At 70.8% G+C, this 17,193-nt stretch carries 11 protein-coding genes; 4 read left to right on the top strand and 7 right to left on the bottom strand.

What is annotated here, in order from left to right; genetic code table 11:
• Positions 1-83: 83 nt before the first annotated feature.
• From BM436_RS22885 to BM436_RS22870, 4 genes are all read left to right on the top strand, one after another.
• A complete protein-coding gene (locus BM436_RS22885) occupies positions 84-908 on the top strand; it encodes a transposase (RefSeq protein WP_177307435.1) in 825 nt (274 codons plus the stop codon).
• Between the two features lie 151 nt (positions 909-1,059).
• The gene (locus tag BM436_RS22880; RefSeq protein WP_093557849.1) at positions 1,060-3,951 is read left to right on the top strand and encodes an insulinase family protein; all 2,892 of its coding nucleotides are present in this window, start codon (positions 1,060-1,062) and stop codon (positions 3,949-3,951) included.
• Between the two features lie 85 nt (positions 3,952-4,036).
• Complete coding sequence (locus BM436_RS22875; protein ID WP_093557848.1) at positions 4,037-6,487, top strand: glycoside hydrolase family 95 protein; 2,451 nt, start codon at positions 4,037-4,039, stop codon at positions 6,485-6,487.
• Positions 6,484-7,428, top strand: a complete 945-nt coding sequence (locus BM436_RS22870) for a sugar kinase (protein WP_093557847.1) — start codon at positions 6,484-6,486, stop codon at positions 7,426-7,428. Before BM436_RS22875 ends, BM436_RS22870 begins: the two co-directional genes overlap by 4 nt.
• A gap of 19 nt (positions 7,429-7,447) precedes the next feature.
• On the opposite strand, the gene BM436_RS22865 is transcribed toward BM436_RS22870, so the two are convergent.
• The 7 genes from BM436_RS22865 to BM436_RS22835 form a co-directional block, all read right to left on the bottom strand.
• Positions 7,448-8,494, bottom strand: coding sequence for a LacI family DNA-binding transcriptional regulator (locus BM436_RS22865; RefSeq protein ID WP_093557846.1), 1,047 nt, complete (start codon positions 8,492-8,494; stop codon positions 7,448-7,450).
• 197 nt (positions 8,495-8,691) lie between these two features.
• Positions 8,692-9,783 carry a porin gene (locus BM436_RS22860; RefSeq protein WP_093557845.1) on the bottom strand — a complete coding sequence of 364 codons (1,092 nt, stop codon included), beginning with the start codon at positions 9,781-9,783 and terminating at the stop codon, positions 8,692-8,694.
• Positions 9,784-9,820: 37 nt separating this feature from the next.
• Complete coding sequence (locus tag BM436_RS22855; protein ID WP_093557844.1) at positions 9,821-11,623, bottom strand: acyl-CoA dehydrogenase; 1,803 nt, start codon at positions 11,621-11,623, stop codon at positions 9,821-9,823.
• Positions 11,624-11,641: 18 nt separating this feature from the next.
• A complete protein-coding gene (locus BM436_RS22850; protein WP_177307433.1) occupies positions 11,642-13,435 on the bottom strand; it encodes a tannase/feruloyl esterase family alpha/beta hydrolase in 1,794 nt (597 codons plus the stop codon).
• 118 nt (positions 13,436-13,553) lie between these two features.
• Positions 13,554-14,282, bottom strand: a complete 729-nt coding sequence (locus BM436_RS22845; protein WP_093557842.1) for an ABC transporter ATP-binding protein — start codon at positions 14,280-14,282, stop codon at positions 13,554-13,556.
• Entirely contained in the window at positions 14,279-16,147 is a 1,869-nt protein-coding gene (locus BM436_RS22840) for a branched-chain amino acid ABC transporter ATP-binding protein/permease (RefSeq protein ID WP_093557841.1), read from the bottom strand. Before BM436_RS22840 ends, BM436_RS22845 begins: the two co-directional genes overlap by 4 nt.
• Complete coding sequence (locus BM436_RS22835; protein WP_093557883.1) at positions 16,148-17,188, bottom strand: branched-chain amino acid ABC transporter permease; 1,041 nt, start codon at positions 17,186-17,188, stop codon at positions 16,148-16,150.
• Between the last annotated feature and the right edge of the window lie 5 nt (positions 17,189-17,193).

Below are 17,193 nucleotides of genomic sequence, written 5' to 3'. Positions count from 1 at the left end.
GAGTCCGGCGGCAGGGGTACGCGCCGGATTCCGGCCGGCGCGTGACCGCGACAATGTATACAAGATGGAAGGGGCACCGCGAGATGGGCGTAATTTGCGAACTTGGGCGGGCGGCTGTTCCGGCCAGAAGCTCGGCGGACGGGCTGGTCGACCAACTGCTGGAGGAGGCGCGCCTGCACAGCGCCGCCGCGCTGCTCAGCCGTTCCGGGATGACGGTCCGCCTGATGAAGGCGCTGGCCGAATGCATGCTGGGCGCGGAGCTGAAGCAGCACCTGCTGCGCCAGGCCGTGCGGGAGAGCGCGCAATGCGGCAACTACCGCAACGGCAGCACGCCGAAAACGGTGGCCACGTCGGCGGGAAGGGTGGAACTGGCCGTACCCCGCGCGCGGCACTCCACCTTCGTGCCGCAACTGGTGCCGCGCTACCGGCGCAGCATTCCCGGCTTCGACCACGACATCATCGTCCTGTACGGGCGCGGCGTGCCCCTGCACGAACTGCGGGCCCGCCTGCGCGGCCTGTACGGCGAGCAGGCCTGGTCCGAACTCGGCGGCACGCTGAGCGCGGAGGTGGCCCTGCACGTCGGCGGCTGGCAGGCGCGCCGGCTCGAGTCCGCGCACGAGCTGCTGTACTTCGGCGTGCTGTACGCGAGACGGCACCCGGCGGACGGCACGCCCGAGGGCACGGCCAACCGGCCGCTGCTGTTCGCGCTCGGCCTGCGGGCCGACGGCGGCAAGGACGTGCTGGGGCTGTGGGCCGGGACCGCCGGCCAGCCCTTCCCCTGGCGCGACGTGCTGCGGGAACTGCGGGAGCGCGGCCTGGGCGAGCCGCGGACGATCGCCGGCGACGGCGCGCCCGGCCTGCGCGAAGCCGCCGCCCAGGCCTACCCCGCCGCCCGTTTCGCGCCCTAGCCGCCCCCTAGCCGCGCGGAAAAATGTCTTGCCAAAGTCACATCGGTGCCTGACACCGATGTGGACATCCGCGTCGGCTAACGCAACAGGATTTGCTTGAACGCAGACTATCGGCGTACGATAGGGCGGTCCCCGCCCCTAGGAAACGCCAGTGATTACGTTCGAGCAAGTCCGCAGCCACCAGATCCCCACCCTGCAAGCGACCGTCGAGGAGTATGTCGAGCCCTCCTCCGGCGCGCGCCACATCCACCTGGCGACCAGCCAGGCCGACCTGGCCTTCCTGGTCGGCTTCCCCACGGTCCCCGACAGCAACGACGGCCGCGCCCACATCCTGGAGCACCTGGCCTTGTGCGGCTCGCAGCGCTACCCGGTGCGCGACCCGTTCTTCTCCATGCTGCGCCGCTCCACCGCCACCTTCATGAACGCGATGACGTACGCCGACCGCACCGTCTACCCGTTCGCCAGCACCGACCGCAACGACTTCTTCAACCTGCTCGACGTGTACCTGGACGCCACCTTCTTCCCGCGGCTCGATTACCTGAACTTCCTGCAGGAGGGCTGGCGCCACACGCTGGAGGACGGCAAGCTCGGTTACCAGGGCGTGGTGTTCAACGAGATGAAGGGCGCGTTCACGGACCCGATCCGCGCGCTGTACAACGGCATCGGCGCCGCGCTGCTGAAGGGCACGACCTACGAGGTGATCTCCGGCGGCGACCCGCTGGCGATCCCCGGCCTGAGCCACCAGATGCTGAAGGACTTCCACGCCAGCCATTACCATCCGTCGCAGGCGGTGTTCATGACGGCCGGCGCCATTCCCGCCGCCGACATCCAGCGCCAGATCGCCGAGCGCGTGCTGGCCAGGCTGCCCGGCGCCGCGCCGCGCCGCGTGCCGCAGCTGGCGCAGGCCGGGACGCCGCGCGAGACCACGATACGCGTGCCGTCGCAGACCGCGCGGCCCGATGAATTCGGCCTGCAGCTGGCGTGGCTGCTGGGCGAGTCGGCCGACGCCACCGTCTATTACCACGCCAACCTGCTGCAGGCGGGCCTGCTGGGCGACGCCTCCGCGCCGCTGAAGAAGGCCATGGAGTCGGCCGGCTACGGCAGGCCGTCGCGCCTGAACGGCATGGATTCGAGCCCGCGCCAGATGCTGTTCCACCTGGGGATGGACGGCCTGACCGAGGAGCAGGTGGCCAGCGCCCGCGCGCGCATCCTGGCCGCGCTGGAGCGGGCCGCCGAGGACGGCGTGCCCCACTCGGCGCTGCGGGCGGCGCTGCGCGACATCCAGTACGGCCAGCGCGACACCTCCAGCGGCCGCATGCCCAACGTGATGAACCGCATGCTGCAGGCGCTGCCCGTGGCCATGCGCGGCGGCGACGTGGTCGGCGCCCTCGACACCGGCGCGGTGCTGCTGCGGCTGGAACGCGACATCGCCGATCCCGGTTTCTTCAAGGGCCTGGTGCGCGCCCTGCTCGACACGCCGGCCCGCCTGGACGCCACCATCGTGCCGGACGCCGCCTACTTCACCGCGCGCGCCGCCATCGAGGAGGAAAGGCTGGCCGCCGCGCAGGCCGCGCTGGGCGACGACGAGCGCGCCCGCATCGAGGCCGACAGCGCCGCGCTGGCGGCGCTCCAGGGCTTGGCGTCGGACACCTCGGTGCTGCCGCGCATAAAACCGGGCGACGTCGGCCCGGCCCCGCGCGTCCTGCCGGACATCCCCGCGCCGCGGGACGGCAAGTACATCTTCCCCATCGCCTCCAACGGCATCTCCTACGCCAGGGTGCAGTTCGACGTGAGCGCGCTGCCGGCGGCCGACTGGCCCTGGCTGCAGCTGTACTCGGACCTGCGGCGCGACCTGGGCGTGAACGGCTACGGCTACGAGGAGGCCGGCGCCTGGAGACAGCGCATGGTGGCCGCCTTCAAACTGAGCCTGGAGGCCTCCGTCAAGGCCGACGACACGCTGGAACTGGCCCTGCACTTCTTCGTCACCGGCCTGCGCGAGGAGCACGGCAACATGGCCGAGGTGCTGGCCGCCTTCATCGGCGGCCCGCGCTTCGACGAGCATGAACGCATCGCCTTCCTGATCGAGCGCATGGTGAAGAACCGGCTGAACGGGCTGGCCAATTCGGGCAACGTGTACGCCGCGCTGGCCGCCACCGCGCCGCTGTCGCCGCTGCGCCGCTTCGAGGACGCCGCCGGCGGCGTGGCCGCGCTGCCCTTCCTGGGCGAGCTGCAGCGCCTCGCGCGCACGCCGGAGGGCATTGCGCGCATCGCCGCCCGCCTGGCCGGCGTGCACGCGCAAATCGTCGCCTGCGAGGCCACCGTGCTGTGCGCGGGGACCGGCGACGACGCGCGCGAACTGGCCGCGTTGATCGCGCCGCCGCGGGCGGACGTGGCCGCGCGGTCCGACGATCCGTCGCTCCCGCGCGGGCGCGAGCCCGGGTCCGACCCGGGCCGGCCCGCCAACCTCGCCCTGCACGCCGCCAGCCAGGTCAACCACTGCAGCATCGCCTGGCCCGTCCCCGGTCAAAAGCACCCGCAGGCCCCCGCCCTGGCGGTGGCCGCCGAACTGCTGACGCACCAGTTGCTGCACCAGGCCCTGCGCGAAAAAGGCGGGGCCTATGGCGGCTCGGCCAGCTACGCGGGCAGCGCGGGCCTGTTCACCATGGGTTCCTACCGCGATCCCCGCCTGGCCGCCACCTACGCCGACTTCCACGCCGCCATCGACCGGTTGCTTGAGACCGAATTCTCGGACGAGCAAGTGGAGGAGGCCATCATCTGCGTGATCAAGGGGCTGGACCGCCCCGCCTCCCCGTTCGACTCGGTGCTCAACGCCTGGACGCTGAAGGTGCGCGGCATCGACACGGCGCTGCGCCAGCGCTTCCGCGACGGTGTGCTGGGCTGCACGCAGGCCGGCGTCAAGGCGGCGGTGCGGCAATGGCTGAAACAGGGCACCCCCAGCCGCGCCGCCTTCGCCGGCAACACCACGCAGGACCTGGACGGCATGCAGGTGGTGGACCTGCTCGCGCTGAGCAAGGAATCCTGACTGGAACTTGACGCCAAACGGAATGTTTTTTGTATATAAAATACATTCTATGCCATAATGCTCCGACCGCATCAAGGAGCAGTCCATGGGAAAATTCAATTTGTTCAGTTCCGCCCGGCGCACTCTGTTATTGGGTTTGGCGGGCCTGTATGCCGCGCCCTCCCTTGCCTTCGGCAAGGCCGCGGGGCCATCGAAAGGCGTCAACACGCTCTGGTACCGCCAGCCGGCCGCGCGCTGGGAGGAAGCGCTACCGCTCGGCAATGGCCGACTGGGCGCCATGGTGTTCGGCCGGGTCGCCCAGGAACGCATTCAGCTCAACGAGGACACCTTGTGGGCGGGGGCGCCCTACACGCCGGACAACCCCGACGCCCTGGCCACCCTGCCCCGGGTCCGCGAACTGATCGCCGAGGGCAGATACAAGGAAGCGACGGATCTGGCCAGCGCCGGCATGATGGCCAAGCCGCTTGCTCAAATGGCCTATGGCAGCCTGGGGGATATCCTGCTGACCTTCGACGCCGGGCGCGAACCCGCGCGATACGAGCGCCGGCTCGATCTCGACACCGCGACCGCCCATACCTCCTACACGACGCCGGCGGGGAGCTTTGTCCGCGAAAGCTTCGCGTCCGCGCCGGACCAGGTCATCGTCTTCCACCTGGACGCGCTGAAAGGCCGGCTCGGTTTCGAGCTTGCCTATCGCGGTCCGCGCGAGGTGCCCTTCACGCCGCCCGACTACCAGGGGGCCGCGACCTCCCTCGTGGAAGCCGAGGCCACCGACTGGCTGATGACCGAGGCGGCGGCCGCGCCGCGCGCCGGCGTCACCGTGGCCGACGACGGCGAAGCCACGCTCCTGATCACCGGCCGCAACGAGGCGGGGCCGCTGGTGGCCGCCGGCCTGGGCTACGCCTTGCGCGTCAAGGTCCTGACCGACGGCCAGGTCGACGTCGCCGGCGGCGCGCTCAAGGTGCGCAACGCCCGCACGGCGACGCTGCTGATCGCGGCCGCCACCAGCTATGTCAACTACCACGACGTCGGCGGCGACCCGGTCGCCAGCGTCCGGCGCCAGAGCGAACAGGCGGCAAGGAAGTCCTACGCCGCCCTCAAGCGCGATCACATCCGCGACCACCAAGCCTTGTTCAGCACCGTGTCGCTCGACCTGGGCGGCGCCACCGGATCGGCCGGCGCGGCCCGGCCGACCGACGTCCGCATCGCCGCCGCCGAGGCATCCGGCGATCCCGCGCTGGCGGCCTTGTATTTCCAGTACGCCCGTTATCTGCTGCTGGCCTCCTCCCGGCCCGGGACCCAGCCCGCCAACCTGCAAGGCATCTGGAACGAAGGCACCAATCCGCCATGGGGCAGCAAATACACGATCAACATCAACACCCAGATGAACTACTGGTTCGCCGACGCGGCCGGGCTCGGGGCCTGCGTCGAACCACTGCTGCGCATGGTGGAGGAACTGTCGGCCACGGGGGCGCGGACCGCCAAGACCATGTACAACGCGCGCGGCTGGGTGGCGCACCACAACACCGACCTGTGGCGCGCCGCGGCGCCCATCGACGGTCCGATGTGGGGACTATGGCCGTGCGGCGGCGCCTGGCTGTGTAACACCTTGTGGGACCATTACGACTACAGCCGCGACCAGGCCGTGCTGCGGCGGCTGTACCCGCTGCTGAAAGGCGCCTCCGAGTTCTTCCTGGACACGCTGGTCGAGGACCCGAAGGGGCGCGGCCTGCTCACGTCGCCGTCGCTGTCGCCGGAAAACCAGCATCCCTTCGGTTCCTCGCTCTGCGCCGGTCCCGCCATGGACCGCCAGATCGTGCGCGACCTGTTCGCCCACACCATCGAGGCGGGAACGCTGCTCAAGCTCGATGACGCGCTGCTGCGGCAAATCGGGCAAAGCCGGTCGCGGCTCGCCGCCGACCGGGTCGGCGGGCAAGGCCAGTTGCAGGAATGGCTGGAGGATTGGGACGCGCGGGCGCCCGAGCAGCGGCACCGCCATGTCTCGCATCTGTACGCGGTCTATCCGAGCGGCCAGGTCAATGTGCGCGACACGCCGGATCTGGCGCGCGCCGCCAAGGCCAGCCTGGTCCAGCGCGGCGACCTGGCCACGGGATGGGGCACGGCCTGGCGGCTGTGCCTGTGGGCGCGCATGGGCGAGGGCGAACGCGCCCACGCCGTGCTGAAGGCGCTGACCGGTCCGCAACGCACCTACCCCAACATGTTCGACGCCCATCCGCCCTTCCAGATCGATGGCAACTTCGGCGGCGCGGCGGGCATCCTGGAGATGCTGGTCCAGTCATGGGGCGGGGAAGTCATCCTGCTCCCGGCGCTGCCCTCCGCCTGGCCATCGGGCCAGGTCAAGGGACTGAAAGCGCGCGGCGGCCTCCAGGTCGATCTATCCTGGCGCGCCGGGAAACTGGCCACGCTTTTGCTCAAGGGGGCGCCGGGGGCGCAGGTCCGCCTGCGCCATCGCGGCAAAACCGAGGATGTCGTCCTCGACGCGCGCGGTGTCTATCGATTGGGAGCGGCGGCATGACGGCGCAACTCCTGCTGGTTGGCGAGTGCATGCTCGAATTGCGCGCCGAGTCGGCCGATCGTTTGTCGCACAGCGCCGCCGGCGACACCTTCAACACGGCGGTGTACCTGAAACGCCTGCTGCCGGAGCTCCCGGTGCGCTATGTGAGCGCCCTGGGCGACGACCAGATGAGCGGCATCATCCGGGCGCACATGGGTCGCCACGGCGTCGACGACGGCCTGGTGTGCAGCCTGCCGGGGCGCACGCCCGGCTTGTACGCCATCGAAACCGACGCCGCCGGCGAACGGAAATTCTCGTACTGGCGCGCGCAGTCGGCCGCGCGCGGCATGCTGGACGAGGCCCACCTGGCGCGCTTGTACGCGGCCTTGCCCGATTGCCGCTGGCTGTTCTTGACCGGCATCACCCTCGCCATCCTGGACGATGAGCGGCGCGCCGCGCTGCTCGCGCTGGCGACGCGGGTGCGCGAGCTCGGCGGCTGGGTGATCGTGGACGACAACCACCGGCCCGCGTTGTGGAAGGCGGAACCGGCGCGGCTCTGGCTGGACCAGGCTTTGCGCATCTGCACCCACGCGCTGCTCGGCTTCGACGACCAGGCGCAGTTGTATGGCGACGCCGACCCGCAAGCCATGCTGGCGCGCATCCTGCGCAACAAGACCAGCGAAGTGGTGATCAAGGCCGGTTCGGCCGGATGCCTGGTCGGCGGCCACGGCATCGAGCCCCGGGCCGTCGCCGGGCGGCCGGTGCGGGCCGTGGACACCACGGCGGCCGGCGACAGCTTCAACGCTGGCTACCTGGCGGCCCGCCTTTCCGGCCAGCCGCCGCCGGAGGCCGCCGCCTACGGCTGCGGGCTGGCGGGCATCGTGGTCGCCCATCGCGGCGCGATCATCCCGCTGGAAAGCATGCCGGCGCCGCCGGCGGAGCGGGTCCGCCGGGAGCCCTAGCCTCCTCCGGCTCAGCCTCTCAGGTGCTGCCGCGCTCGATCAGCTCGAAGCCGGTGTCGATCACCTTGCGCGCGGCGGGCGCGCCGGGCTCCGGCAGCAGCCGTCGCAGCATGGCCTGCGCGGCCAGCGCGCCGATGGCGTTGCCGTCCACCCGCACGCTGGACAGCGGCGGGAAGGTGTGGGCCGCGAAATTCAGGTCGCCGAAACCCATGATGGCCAGTTGCCCGGGCACCGGCAGGCCGCGGCTGGCGGCCTCGGTCAGCGCCCCCTGCGCCAGCGTGTCCGAACTGCAGACGATCAGTTCGATGTCCGGATGCGCCGCCAGCAGCCGCGCGCAGCCCTCGCGTCCCAGTCGCAGGCTGGCCGGCACCGGCACCACGTCGGTGGCCGCCACGCTCACGCCCTGCCGCGCCAGCGCCGCCTGCAGCCCCTGGTTGCGGCGCGCCGCGCGCGGATCGGCGGCGGTGAGGATGGCGAAGCGGCGGTAGCCCTTCTCCAGCATCCGCGCCGCCACCGTGTGCCCCACCTCCTCGTGCGAGAAGCCGACCAGCATGTCGATCGGCGAGGCCGTCATGTCCCAGGTCTCGACCACGGGGATGTGGGCGTCCCGCAGGTGCTTGCGGGTGTTGTCCGAATGGAGGGTGCCGGTCAGGATGATGCCGTCCGGCCGGCGGCTGAGCACCGTCTCCACCAGGATCTCCTCGCGCCACAGCTCGTAGCCGGCCAGGCCCAGCAGCAGCTGGTAGCCGCGCTCCGTGAGCTTGTCGCTGGCCGCCTGCACCATGTCGGCGAAGATGGGATTGGCCACCGTCGGCAGGATCAGGGCCACCAGCTTGGTGGCGCCCTGCGCCGCCGTCCGCGGGCCGGCCATCGCCGCGTTCCTGGCGTAGCCGGTTGCCCGCACGGCGGCCTGGATGCGCGCCAGCGTGCCGGGGCGGACCAATTGCGGCTGGTTCAGCGCGCGCGACACCGTGATCGGCGACACGCCCGCGGCGCGCGCGACATCGGTCAGCGTCGCGCTCGTGATGTGGGGCGGGGTGTCGTCGTCCGGCTTCTGGGCATCCATGGGGTGGGTCTCGGGCAAAACGGCATTCTACAGCGAGACGGCCCGCGACGCCCTGCCCGGCCAGGTGGCGGACCCGGACGCGGCCCGGCGCCTCGCCCATGCCCATCAGGCGGGTGGCCGCCTCCAGCGCCTCCCGGTGCGTGTAGCCGGCTGGACCGGGGGGGGGGCGTCGCCCCCCGGGTTGATACCGGAACGGCTTAGAAGGCGTGGCGCAGGCCGGCCATCAGGCCGTTTTGCGCCTTGCCGACGCCCACGGTGCCGCCTGCGTCCAGCGCCACGGCGGAAGTGCCGTCGTTGTCCATGCGGCCGATGGCCGCGTAGGCGGCGGTGCGCTTGGACAGGTGGTAGGTCGCGCGCGCCACCAGCATCGTCACGTCGGCGTTCACGCCCTTGGTGTCGCGGTAGGCCACCTGGCCGTCCAGCGTCACCAGCGGCGAGGCCGGGAAGCTCACGCCCAGGTAGTACAGGTCGGACTCGGTCTTGCCGGTGACGGCGTTGGTCTTGCGGTCGATCACGCCGCCGCCCAGCTTGGCCGTGCCCAGCATGGCGTAGGCGTTCAGCGTGGTGCGGCGGTCGCTATTGTTGCTGCTGGTGAGGCCGCCGGCCGCGCCGGTGTTCCCGTACAGGATGTCGTAGGACGCGGTCACGCCGAAACGCTTGTTGTCGTAGCCCAGCAGGCCGGTGACCTGACGGCAGGCCTTGGAGTTGCCCGCCACCTCGCCCGGGCAGCCGGTGGCCCCCGGACCGCCCGCCGCCGAGGCGTCGCGTCCCAGGCTGTAGGTCGCGCCCACGGTGAAATCGCTGAAGTTGCCCAGGTAGCCGATCGCGTTGTCGCTGCGGGCGTTCGGCAGGTAGGGGTCGATGCTGCCGATGGCGAACAGGTTGGGACCCAGCACGTCGGACTTGAAGCCGGACATGAAGGTCATGTTGATCTGGCGGCCCAGCGTCAGCGTACCCCACGCGCCTTTCAGGCCGACGTTGGCCTGGCGGCCGAACAGGCGGGCGCCCTGCCCGGTCGTGCCGGTGTCAAGCGACAGGCCGTTTTCCAGCGTGAAGAACACCTGCAGGCCGTTGCCCAGGTCCTCCGTGCCGCGGAAGCCGATGCGCGACGGAACGCTGCCCGTCAACGACGGCATCTTGGTGATCGAGTCGCCGGCGGCGTTGATGTTGGTGGTGTAGACCAGGCCGGTGTCGACCAGGCCGTACACTGTGACCGAGCTTTGCGCCATCGCCGCCGATGCGGACAGTCCCGCTGCCAGAGCCAGTGCGTTACGGATTGCTTGCTTCATTGATGTCTCCCTTGGTTTTAGTGGGTGCTGCTGTGGATCAAACGGAAAAACAGACGGCGTCCTCCGGTGCCTGGTTCAGGCAACCATCGACGACGCCGAACAGCTGCTCGACTTCGGGCAGCACATAGGTGAAGTAATACGAGGCGGTGGCGCGCTTGGCGTCGTGGAAGGCGGGATCCTCCTCCCGCGCCTCGATGGCTGCGCGCGCCGCGCGCAGCCACAGCCAGGCCAGCGCGCAATGGCCGACCAGGCGCAGCGTCTCCGGGGCCACGCGGTGCGGCAGCGCCGCTTGCCCCTCGGCCGCCCGCGCGATCGCCCGCACGGCGCCACGCAGGCGCCGCACCAGGGCGCACAGCGCCCGCGCATGCGGCGCGAGGGCGCCATGCGCGCCGTCGTCCTCGCCATCGCACTCGGCCTCCGCCGTGCTCAGCACCCGCGCCAGCAGGCCTTCCAGCCGCGCCCCGCCGTCGGCCAGCACCTTGCGCAGCAACAGGTCCACCGCCTGGATCTCGTTGGTCCCCTCGTAGATCATGGTGACCCGCGCGTCGCGCACATACTGCTCGATGCCCGTTTCCGAGATGTAGCCGTGGCCGCCGAAAACCTGCAAGGCCTGGCTCGCGCCCTCGTAGCCTTGGGCGGTCAGCATGGCTTTGACCACGGGCGTGATCAGCTCGACCTGCCCGTGCAGCTCATCGCGCACGGCTCGATCGGGATGCCGCTCCGCGCCGTCGAGCGCCAGCGCGGTCCAATAGGCCAGCATGCGGCCGCCCTCGACCCAGGCGCGCTGCGTCATCAGCAGCCTTTGCACCGGCGCGTGCATGGCGATGGGATCCGCGGCTTCCCCGCGCCGGCTCTCGGGACGGCCCGCCGCCTTCGACTGCACCCGCTCCAGCGCGTAGGCCTGGGCGTTCTGCCACGCCGTTTCGGCGATGCCCAGTCCCTGCGCGCCCACCTGCAGCCTGGCCGCGTTCATCATCACGAACATGGCCGCCAGGCCCCGGTGCGGCTCGCCCACCAGCCAGCCGGTGGCGCCCTCGAACTCCATGGCGCAGGTGGCGCTGCCGCGGATGCCCATCTTGTGCTCGATGCCGGTGCAATGCACGGCGTTGCGCGCGCCGTCCGGCAGCCACTTCGGCACCAGGAACAGCGACACGCCCTTGCTGCCGGGCGGCGCGTCCGGCAGGCGCGCCAGCACCAGGTGCACGATGTTGGCGCTCATGTCCTGCTCGCCGCCGGAGATGAAGATCTTGCCGCCGGTGATGGCGTAGGCGCCATCGGCGGCGTCGCCGATAGGGGTGGCGCGGGTGCGCAGCAGCCCAAGGTCGCTGCCCGCCTGCGCCTCGGTCAGGCACATGGTGGCCAGCCACTCGCCGCTGACGATCTTCGGCAGATAGCGCTCCTTCAGCGCGGCGCTGCCGTAACGCGCCAGGCAGGCGTAGGCGCCATGCGCCAGGCCGGGATACATGCTCCAGCCATGGTTGGCGGCGCTCGTCATTTCATTGAGCACGCAGTTCAGGACCTGGGGCAGGCCCTGCCCGCCGTGTTCCGGCGCGCAGGCCAGCGCCGGCCAGCCCGCGTCGACGAACTGGCGGTAGGCGTCGGCGTAGCCGGCCGGGGTGCGGACCGCGCCCCGCTCGTAGCGGCAGCCCTCGCGGTCGCCCGCCGCGTTGAGCGGAAACAGCACGCCGGCGGCGAAACGGCCCGCCTCCTCGCATACCTGCCGCATCAGGTCCGCGTCGACCTCGGCGTAGGCCGGCATGCCGGCCAGCGCCTCGGGCGCGTCCAGCACCCGCTCCAGCACGAAGCGCATGTCCTTCAGCGGCGGTGTGTATGACAGCATGGAGCCTTCCCTCTCTTCTTATTGGCAGCTGAAGCTGGCCGCTTCCTCGATGCTGCCGCCGTTGTACTTCGCGACCTTGGGGTAGGCGCACAGCGGACGGCTGCGATTCGCGGGAATCGCGCCCAGTCCGTTGTTGAGCGCCGCGGTGCGGCTGACCGCCCTGACGCTGTCCGGCGCCTGGCCCTGCTCCACCCAGTTCACCAGCGCCGTCATCATGTCGAACTGGTCGGTCGCGGGTCCGCCCGAGCAGTGGTTCATGCCGGGCACCGGGTACACGCGGGCGAAAGCGCGGGCGTCGCCGCCGTGCTTGGCGTCCAGCGCCTGGTACCAGTTGACGGTGTCATCATACGAGAACACCGGGTCGCTGACGCCATGAAACACCATCATCTTGGCCCCGCGGTTGCGTAAAGCAGACAGATCGGCCGGATTGGGCGCGGTCATGAACGTCATGGCGGACTCCGTGAAGACGCCGCCGGTGGCGAAGATCTTGGGCGCGTCGGTCTCGAAGCTGTAGCCCAGCGTGAATTTCATCAGCGAGGCCAGGCTGCCGTCGACCACCTGCGGACTGGCGGGCGGCGTGGAGAAGATGTAGGCCAGCGACGGCGCGCCCAGCACCACGTTGCGCCCCGGCCCCGGGGAGGTGCCCAGCTTCCAGTCGCGCCAGCCCTGCGCGCCCACGCCAGCGTCCATCGGCCAGGTGCTGTACAGGGCCGCGCCGGCCGCGTTTTTCGGCCCGCCGAAGACCTTCGCCAGCGTCGCCTTCTGCGGCGCAGTCAGGCAGGTTCCGTCCGGGGCGCCCGCGCAAGTGGGCACGTCGGCGGCCAGCGAAAAGCGGCTCTGGCACTGGGCCGGGTCGCCCACCATGCCGTCGGCCACGCCGTCCAGCGCGTCGCACTTGCCCAGCACCTTGTCGGACACCAGTTTCAGGTCGGCGTTGCTGAAACTCGCCGCGATGTTGGGCAGGCCGTCCGCGCCGGTGGGGGCGATGGCGGCGAAGGCCTGGTTGTCCCACATCTCGGCGACCGCCGCCTTGGGAAGGTTGAAGCCGGGATTGCCGGCCAGGATGCCGTCGTACTGGTCGGCGTAGCGGCTGGCCGCGACGAAGCCGTGGCGGCCGCCGTTCGAGCAGCCGACGAAGTAGGAGCGGTCCGGCACCCTGCCGTAGGCGGCCTTGATCAGGTTCTTGGCCATCGGCGTCAACTGGCCCACGGCGTTGTAGCCGTAGTCCGAGCGCGCCTGCGGGTCCAGGCCGTAGGTCTGGCCGTTGATGCCGGACGGGTAGGCCGGGTCGGGCACGTGGCCCGCGTCCGAGCTGATGACGGCATAGCCCCGCAACAGCGCGTTGCTGACCGGGCTGCCGCCCAGCAGGTTGCCGTACGCGCCGTTGCCGCCGGCGATGCTGCCGTCGTTGCCGCCGTTGGCCTGGTAGAAGAAGCGGCCGTTCCACGCCGTCGGCAGGCGCATCTCGAAACCGATGGCGTAGGACTTGCCGTCCACCGCGCTGGTGCGCTGGTTCATTTTGCCCAGCACCACGCAGTGCTCCGGCATGGCGGTGGCCACGCCGGCCAGGGTCTGCGTCACGCTGCCGGCCGGCGCCAGCGTGGCCGAGGTGATGCTGGTGTTGGGGAAGGCGGCCTTCGCCGCCAGGTCGGCGCAGCTGGCCAGCGTGCCGGGAACGGCTGCGGCCAGGCGCGGGATGTCCGCGGCGGCGCCGCCGGAGCTGCCGCAGGCGGCGAGGTTGGCGCCGATGGCGGCGGCGGCCGCGAGGCCCAGGGACGCGGCTTTCAAGCGGCGGTTTGGTGTCGTATGCATATGTCTCCTAATTAGTTATTTTTTATAACAAACTGCACGGACTGGGGCCGCACGGGGGCTCCGGTCCCCCATCGGGGACCGGAATCGGCACGGCTCCGGTTTCTTGAAACGGGTCGGGCTAGTGCTTGCCGAAGCCCAGGTAGGCCTGCACCACTTGCGGGTCGCCGGACAGTTGCGCGGACGGGCCGTTCATGGACATCTGCCCCAGCTCCAGCACGTAGCCGTAGTCGGCCACCTGCAGCGCGGCGCGGGCGTTCTGCTCGATCAGCAGCACCGAGAGCCCGGTCTTGCGCAGCTCGGAGACGATCTGCAGGATCTCCTTGACGATGCGCGGCGCCAGGCCCAGGCTGGGCTCGTCGAGCATCAGCAGGTCCGGCTTGGCCATCAGCGCGCGGCCGATCGCCAGCATCTGGCGCTCGCCGCCGGACAGGGTGCCGGCCATCTGCGCGCGGCGCTCCTTCAGGCGCGGGAACATCTCGAACACGGTGGCCAGCTGGTCGCGCGGCTGCGCCTCGCCCAGCCGCACGCGGCGGAAGCTGCCCAACAGCAGGTTGTCCTCCACCGACATGGTGGAGAACAGCTCGCGCGTCTCCGGCACCAGGCCGATGCCGTCCATCACGCGCTGCTCCAGCGAGGTGCGCTCGATGGACCGGCCGCGGTAGCGGATCGCGCCGCGCGAGGGCAGGATGCCCATCACCGCGTTCAGCAGCGTGGACTTGCCGGCGCCGTTCGGGCCGATCACGGTGGCGATGCTGCCCCGCTCCAGCTTCAGGTCGATCTGGTGCAGCGCCTGCACCTTGCCGTAGCTGACCTGCAGCTGCTGCACTTCCAACATGATTTCGCTCATTCCACACCACCCAGGTAAGCTTCGATGACGGCCGGGTGCACCTGGATCTGCTCCGGCGTGCCCTCCGCGATCTTGGTTCCGAACTCCATGACGACGATGTGGTCCGTCAACTGCATGACGAATTCCATGTCGTGCTCCACCAGCAGGATGCTCATGCCGCCCGCGCGCAGCTGCTTCAGCACGTCGGCCAGCGCCTGCTTCTCCAAGTGGCGCAGGCCGGCCGCCGGCTCGTCCAGCAGCAGCAGGGCCGGATCGCAGCACAGCGCGCGCGCGATCTCCATGATGCGCTGCTGGCCCAGCGCCAGGCTGCCGGCCTGCTCGTGCATCAGGTGCGCCAGGCCCACCTGCTCCAGCGCGCGCGCCGCCTCGGCCAGCAGGCGCGCCTCGTCGGCGCGGTCCAGCCGCAGCATGGCGCGCGCCACGTCCATCCCCATCAAGCCGCCCAGGCGCTGGTGCGCGCCCAGGGCCACGTTCTCCAGCACCGTCATGGACGGCAGCAGCTTCACGTGCTGGAAGGTGCGCGCCATGCCGCGCTTGGCGATGGCGCGCGAGTTCAGGCCGGCGATCTGCTCGCCCTGGAAGCGCACCGCGCCCTCGGTCGGCTTCAGCAGGCCGCTGACCAGGTTGAAGGTGGTCGACTTGCCGGCGCCGTTCGGGCCGATCAGGCCGACGATCTCGCCGGCCTTGACGCCGAAGCTGACAGCGTTCACCGCCACCAGGCCGCCGAAGCGCTTGGTCACCGCGTCCACCTGCAGCAGCGGGCCGCCCGCCGTCGGCACGGCGCGCCGCGGCAGCGGCGCGGCGGCGGCCGGGGCCTGGCGCGGCGGAGCGGCCGGCAGCACCCTGGCCGCCAGCGCCGCCACGCGCGGCCACAGGCCGTCGCGGGCGTACTTGAGCATCAGCACCAGCACCAGGCCGAGCACGATGCCCTCGTAGCTGCCACTGTCGCCGAAGATGCGCGGCAGCAGCACCTGCAGCTGGTCCTCCAGCAGCTTGAGGATGCCGGCGCCCAGCACCGCGCCCCACACGTGGGCGGCGCCGCCCACCACCGCCATGAACAGGTACTCGATGCCCATCTTGATGCTGAACGGCGACGGGTTGACGGTGCGCTGCATGTGGGCGAACAGCCAGCCCGAGACGGCCGCCAGCAGCGCCGCCAACACGAACACCAGGATCTTGTGGCGCGCGGTGTCCACGCCCATGGCCTCGGCCATCACCTTGCCGCCCTTGAGCGCGCGGATGGCGCGCCCGGAGCGCGAGTCCAGCAGGTTCAGCGTGACCCAGGCCGCCAGCAGCAGCGCGCCCCAGATCAGGTAGTACATGCCGCGGTCGTTGCCCAGGTCGACGCCGAAGGCCTTCAGCGCCGGCACGCCGGAGATGCCGTCGTAGCTGCCCAGCCAGCTGAGCTTGCCGAACAGCAGGTACAGGCTGATGCCCCAGGCGATGGTGGCCAGCGGCAGGTAGTGGCCGGACATGCGCAGCGTGATCGCGCCCAGCAGCCAGGCGCTCACGCCGGTGATGGCGAGGCCTATCCACAAGGTCAGCCACGGCGACACGCCGTGCGCGGTGCTCAGGTAGGCGGTGCAATAGGCGCCGATGCCGACGAAGGCGGCCTGGCCGAAGGAGGTCATGCCGCCGATGCCGGTCAACAGCACCAGGCCGATGGCGGCCATCGCGTACAGGCCGATGTAGTTGGCCTGCACGATCCAGAACTGCGGCGTGGGCAGCAGCGGGAACAGCAGCACCAGCGCCAGCAGCGCCAGTTTCGGGGCGAGCCCGCGCCAGCGCGGGACGGGCGCGGGCGCCGGGCCGAGGCCCGGGGCCGCCGCGTCGGTGCTGCGCAGGAATTGTTCAACAGGCGTCATTTAATCCTCGTCTTCATCATGTGCCGGGCTGGCGATCGAGCGCCACAGCAGGATGGGCAGCAGCGACATGAACACCACCACCTCCTTGAAATCGCTGACCCAGAAGGAGCTGAACGATTCGAGCATGCCCACCCCCAGCGCGCCGACGGCCGCCAGCGGGAAGCTGGCCAGCGCGCCGATGGTGGCGGCGACGAAGCCCTTCAGGCCGATCAGGAAGCCGGAATCGTAGAACACGGTGGTCAGGGGGCCGATCAGCACGCCGGACAGCGCGCCGATGAAGGCCGCCACCGCGAACGTCAGCTTGCCGGCCAGCGTGGTCGAGATGCCCATCAGGCGCGCGCCCAGCCGGTTCACGGCGGTGGCGCGCAGCGCCTTGCCGTACAGCGTGCGCTCGGAGACCAGCCACAGCGCCACGATCAGCGCGCCCGCCGCCAGCACCACCGCCACCGTCTGCGCGCTCAGGGTCACGCCGCCGATCGGCCAGCGCGCGTCCCAGAAGGCCGGCGTGCGGAAGCCCTCGGCGCCGAAGAACACCAGGCCCAGGCCCGTCAAGGCGAAGTGCGTGCCGACCGAGACGATCAGCAGCACCAGCACGCTGGCGCCGGCCAGCGATTCGTACACCACCTGGTACAGCAGGGGACCGAGCGCGGTCACCAGCAGCAGCGTCAGGCCGACCTGCACCGGCAGCGAAAACTGCTTGGGCGCGGCCCACCACACCAGCGCGGCGATCAGCGCGGGCGCCACCAGGTTGCGCAGCACCGCGGAGGCGATGCCGGCGCGCTGGCCGCTGCGCAGCAGCGCCAGCACGCTGGAGCCGGTGGCGCACAGCGCCAGCGCCAGCAGCAGCCAGACCAGGCCGGGCACCTGGCCCTGCTGCAGCATGGCCAGCGTGAGCGCGCCGAACGCCACGAACTCGCCCTGCGGCAGGAACAGGATGCGCGTCACCGCGAACACCAGCACCAGCGCGATCGCGATCAGGCCGTAGATCACGCCGTTGGTCACGCCGTCCAGCGTGAGGATGGCGGCGATGGTGGAGTCCAGGCCGT

Origin of the sequence: Pseudoduganella namucuonensis, from assembly GCF_900116645.1 — a bacterium.
GTDB classification, from domain to species: Bacteria; Pseudomonadota; Gammaproteobacteria; order Burkholderiales; family Burkholderiaceae_D; genus Rugamonas; species Rugamonas namucuonensis.
The sequence above is the reverse complement of the archived record's forward strand: the minus strand, read 5'-3'. Positions and strand labels throughout refer to the sequence as shown.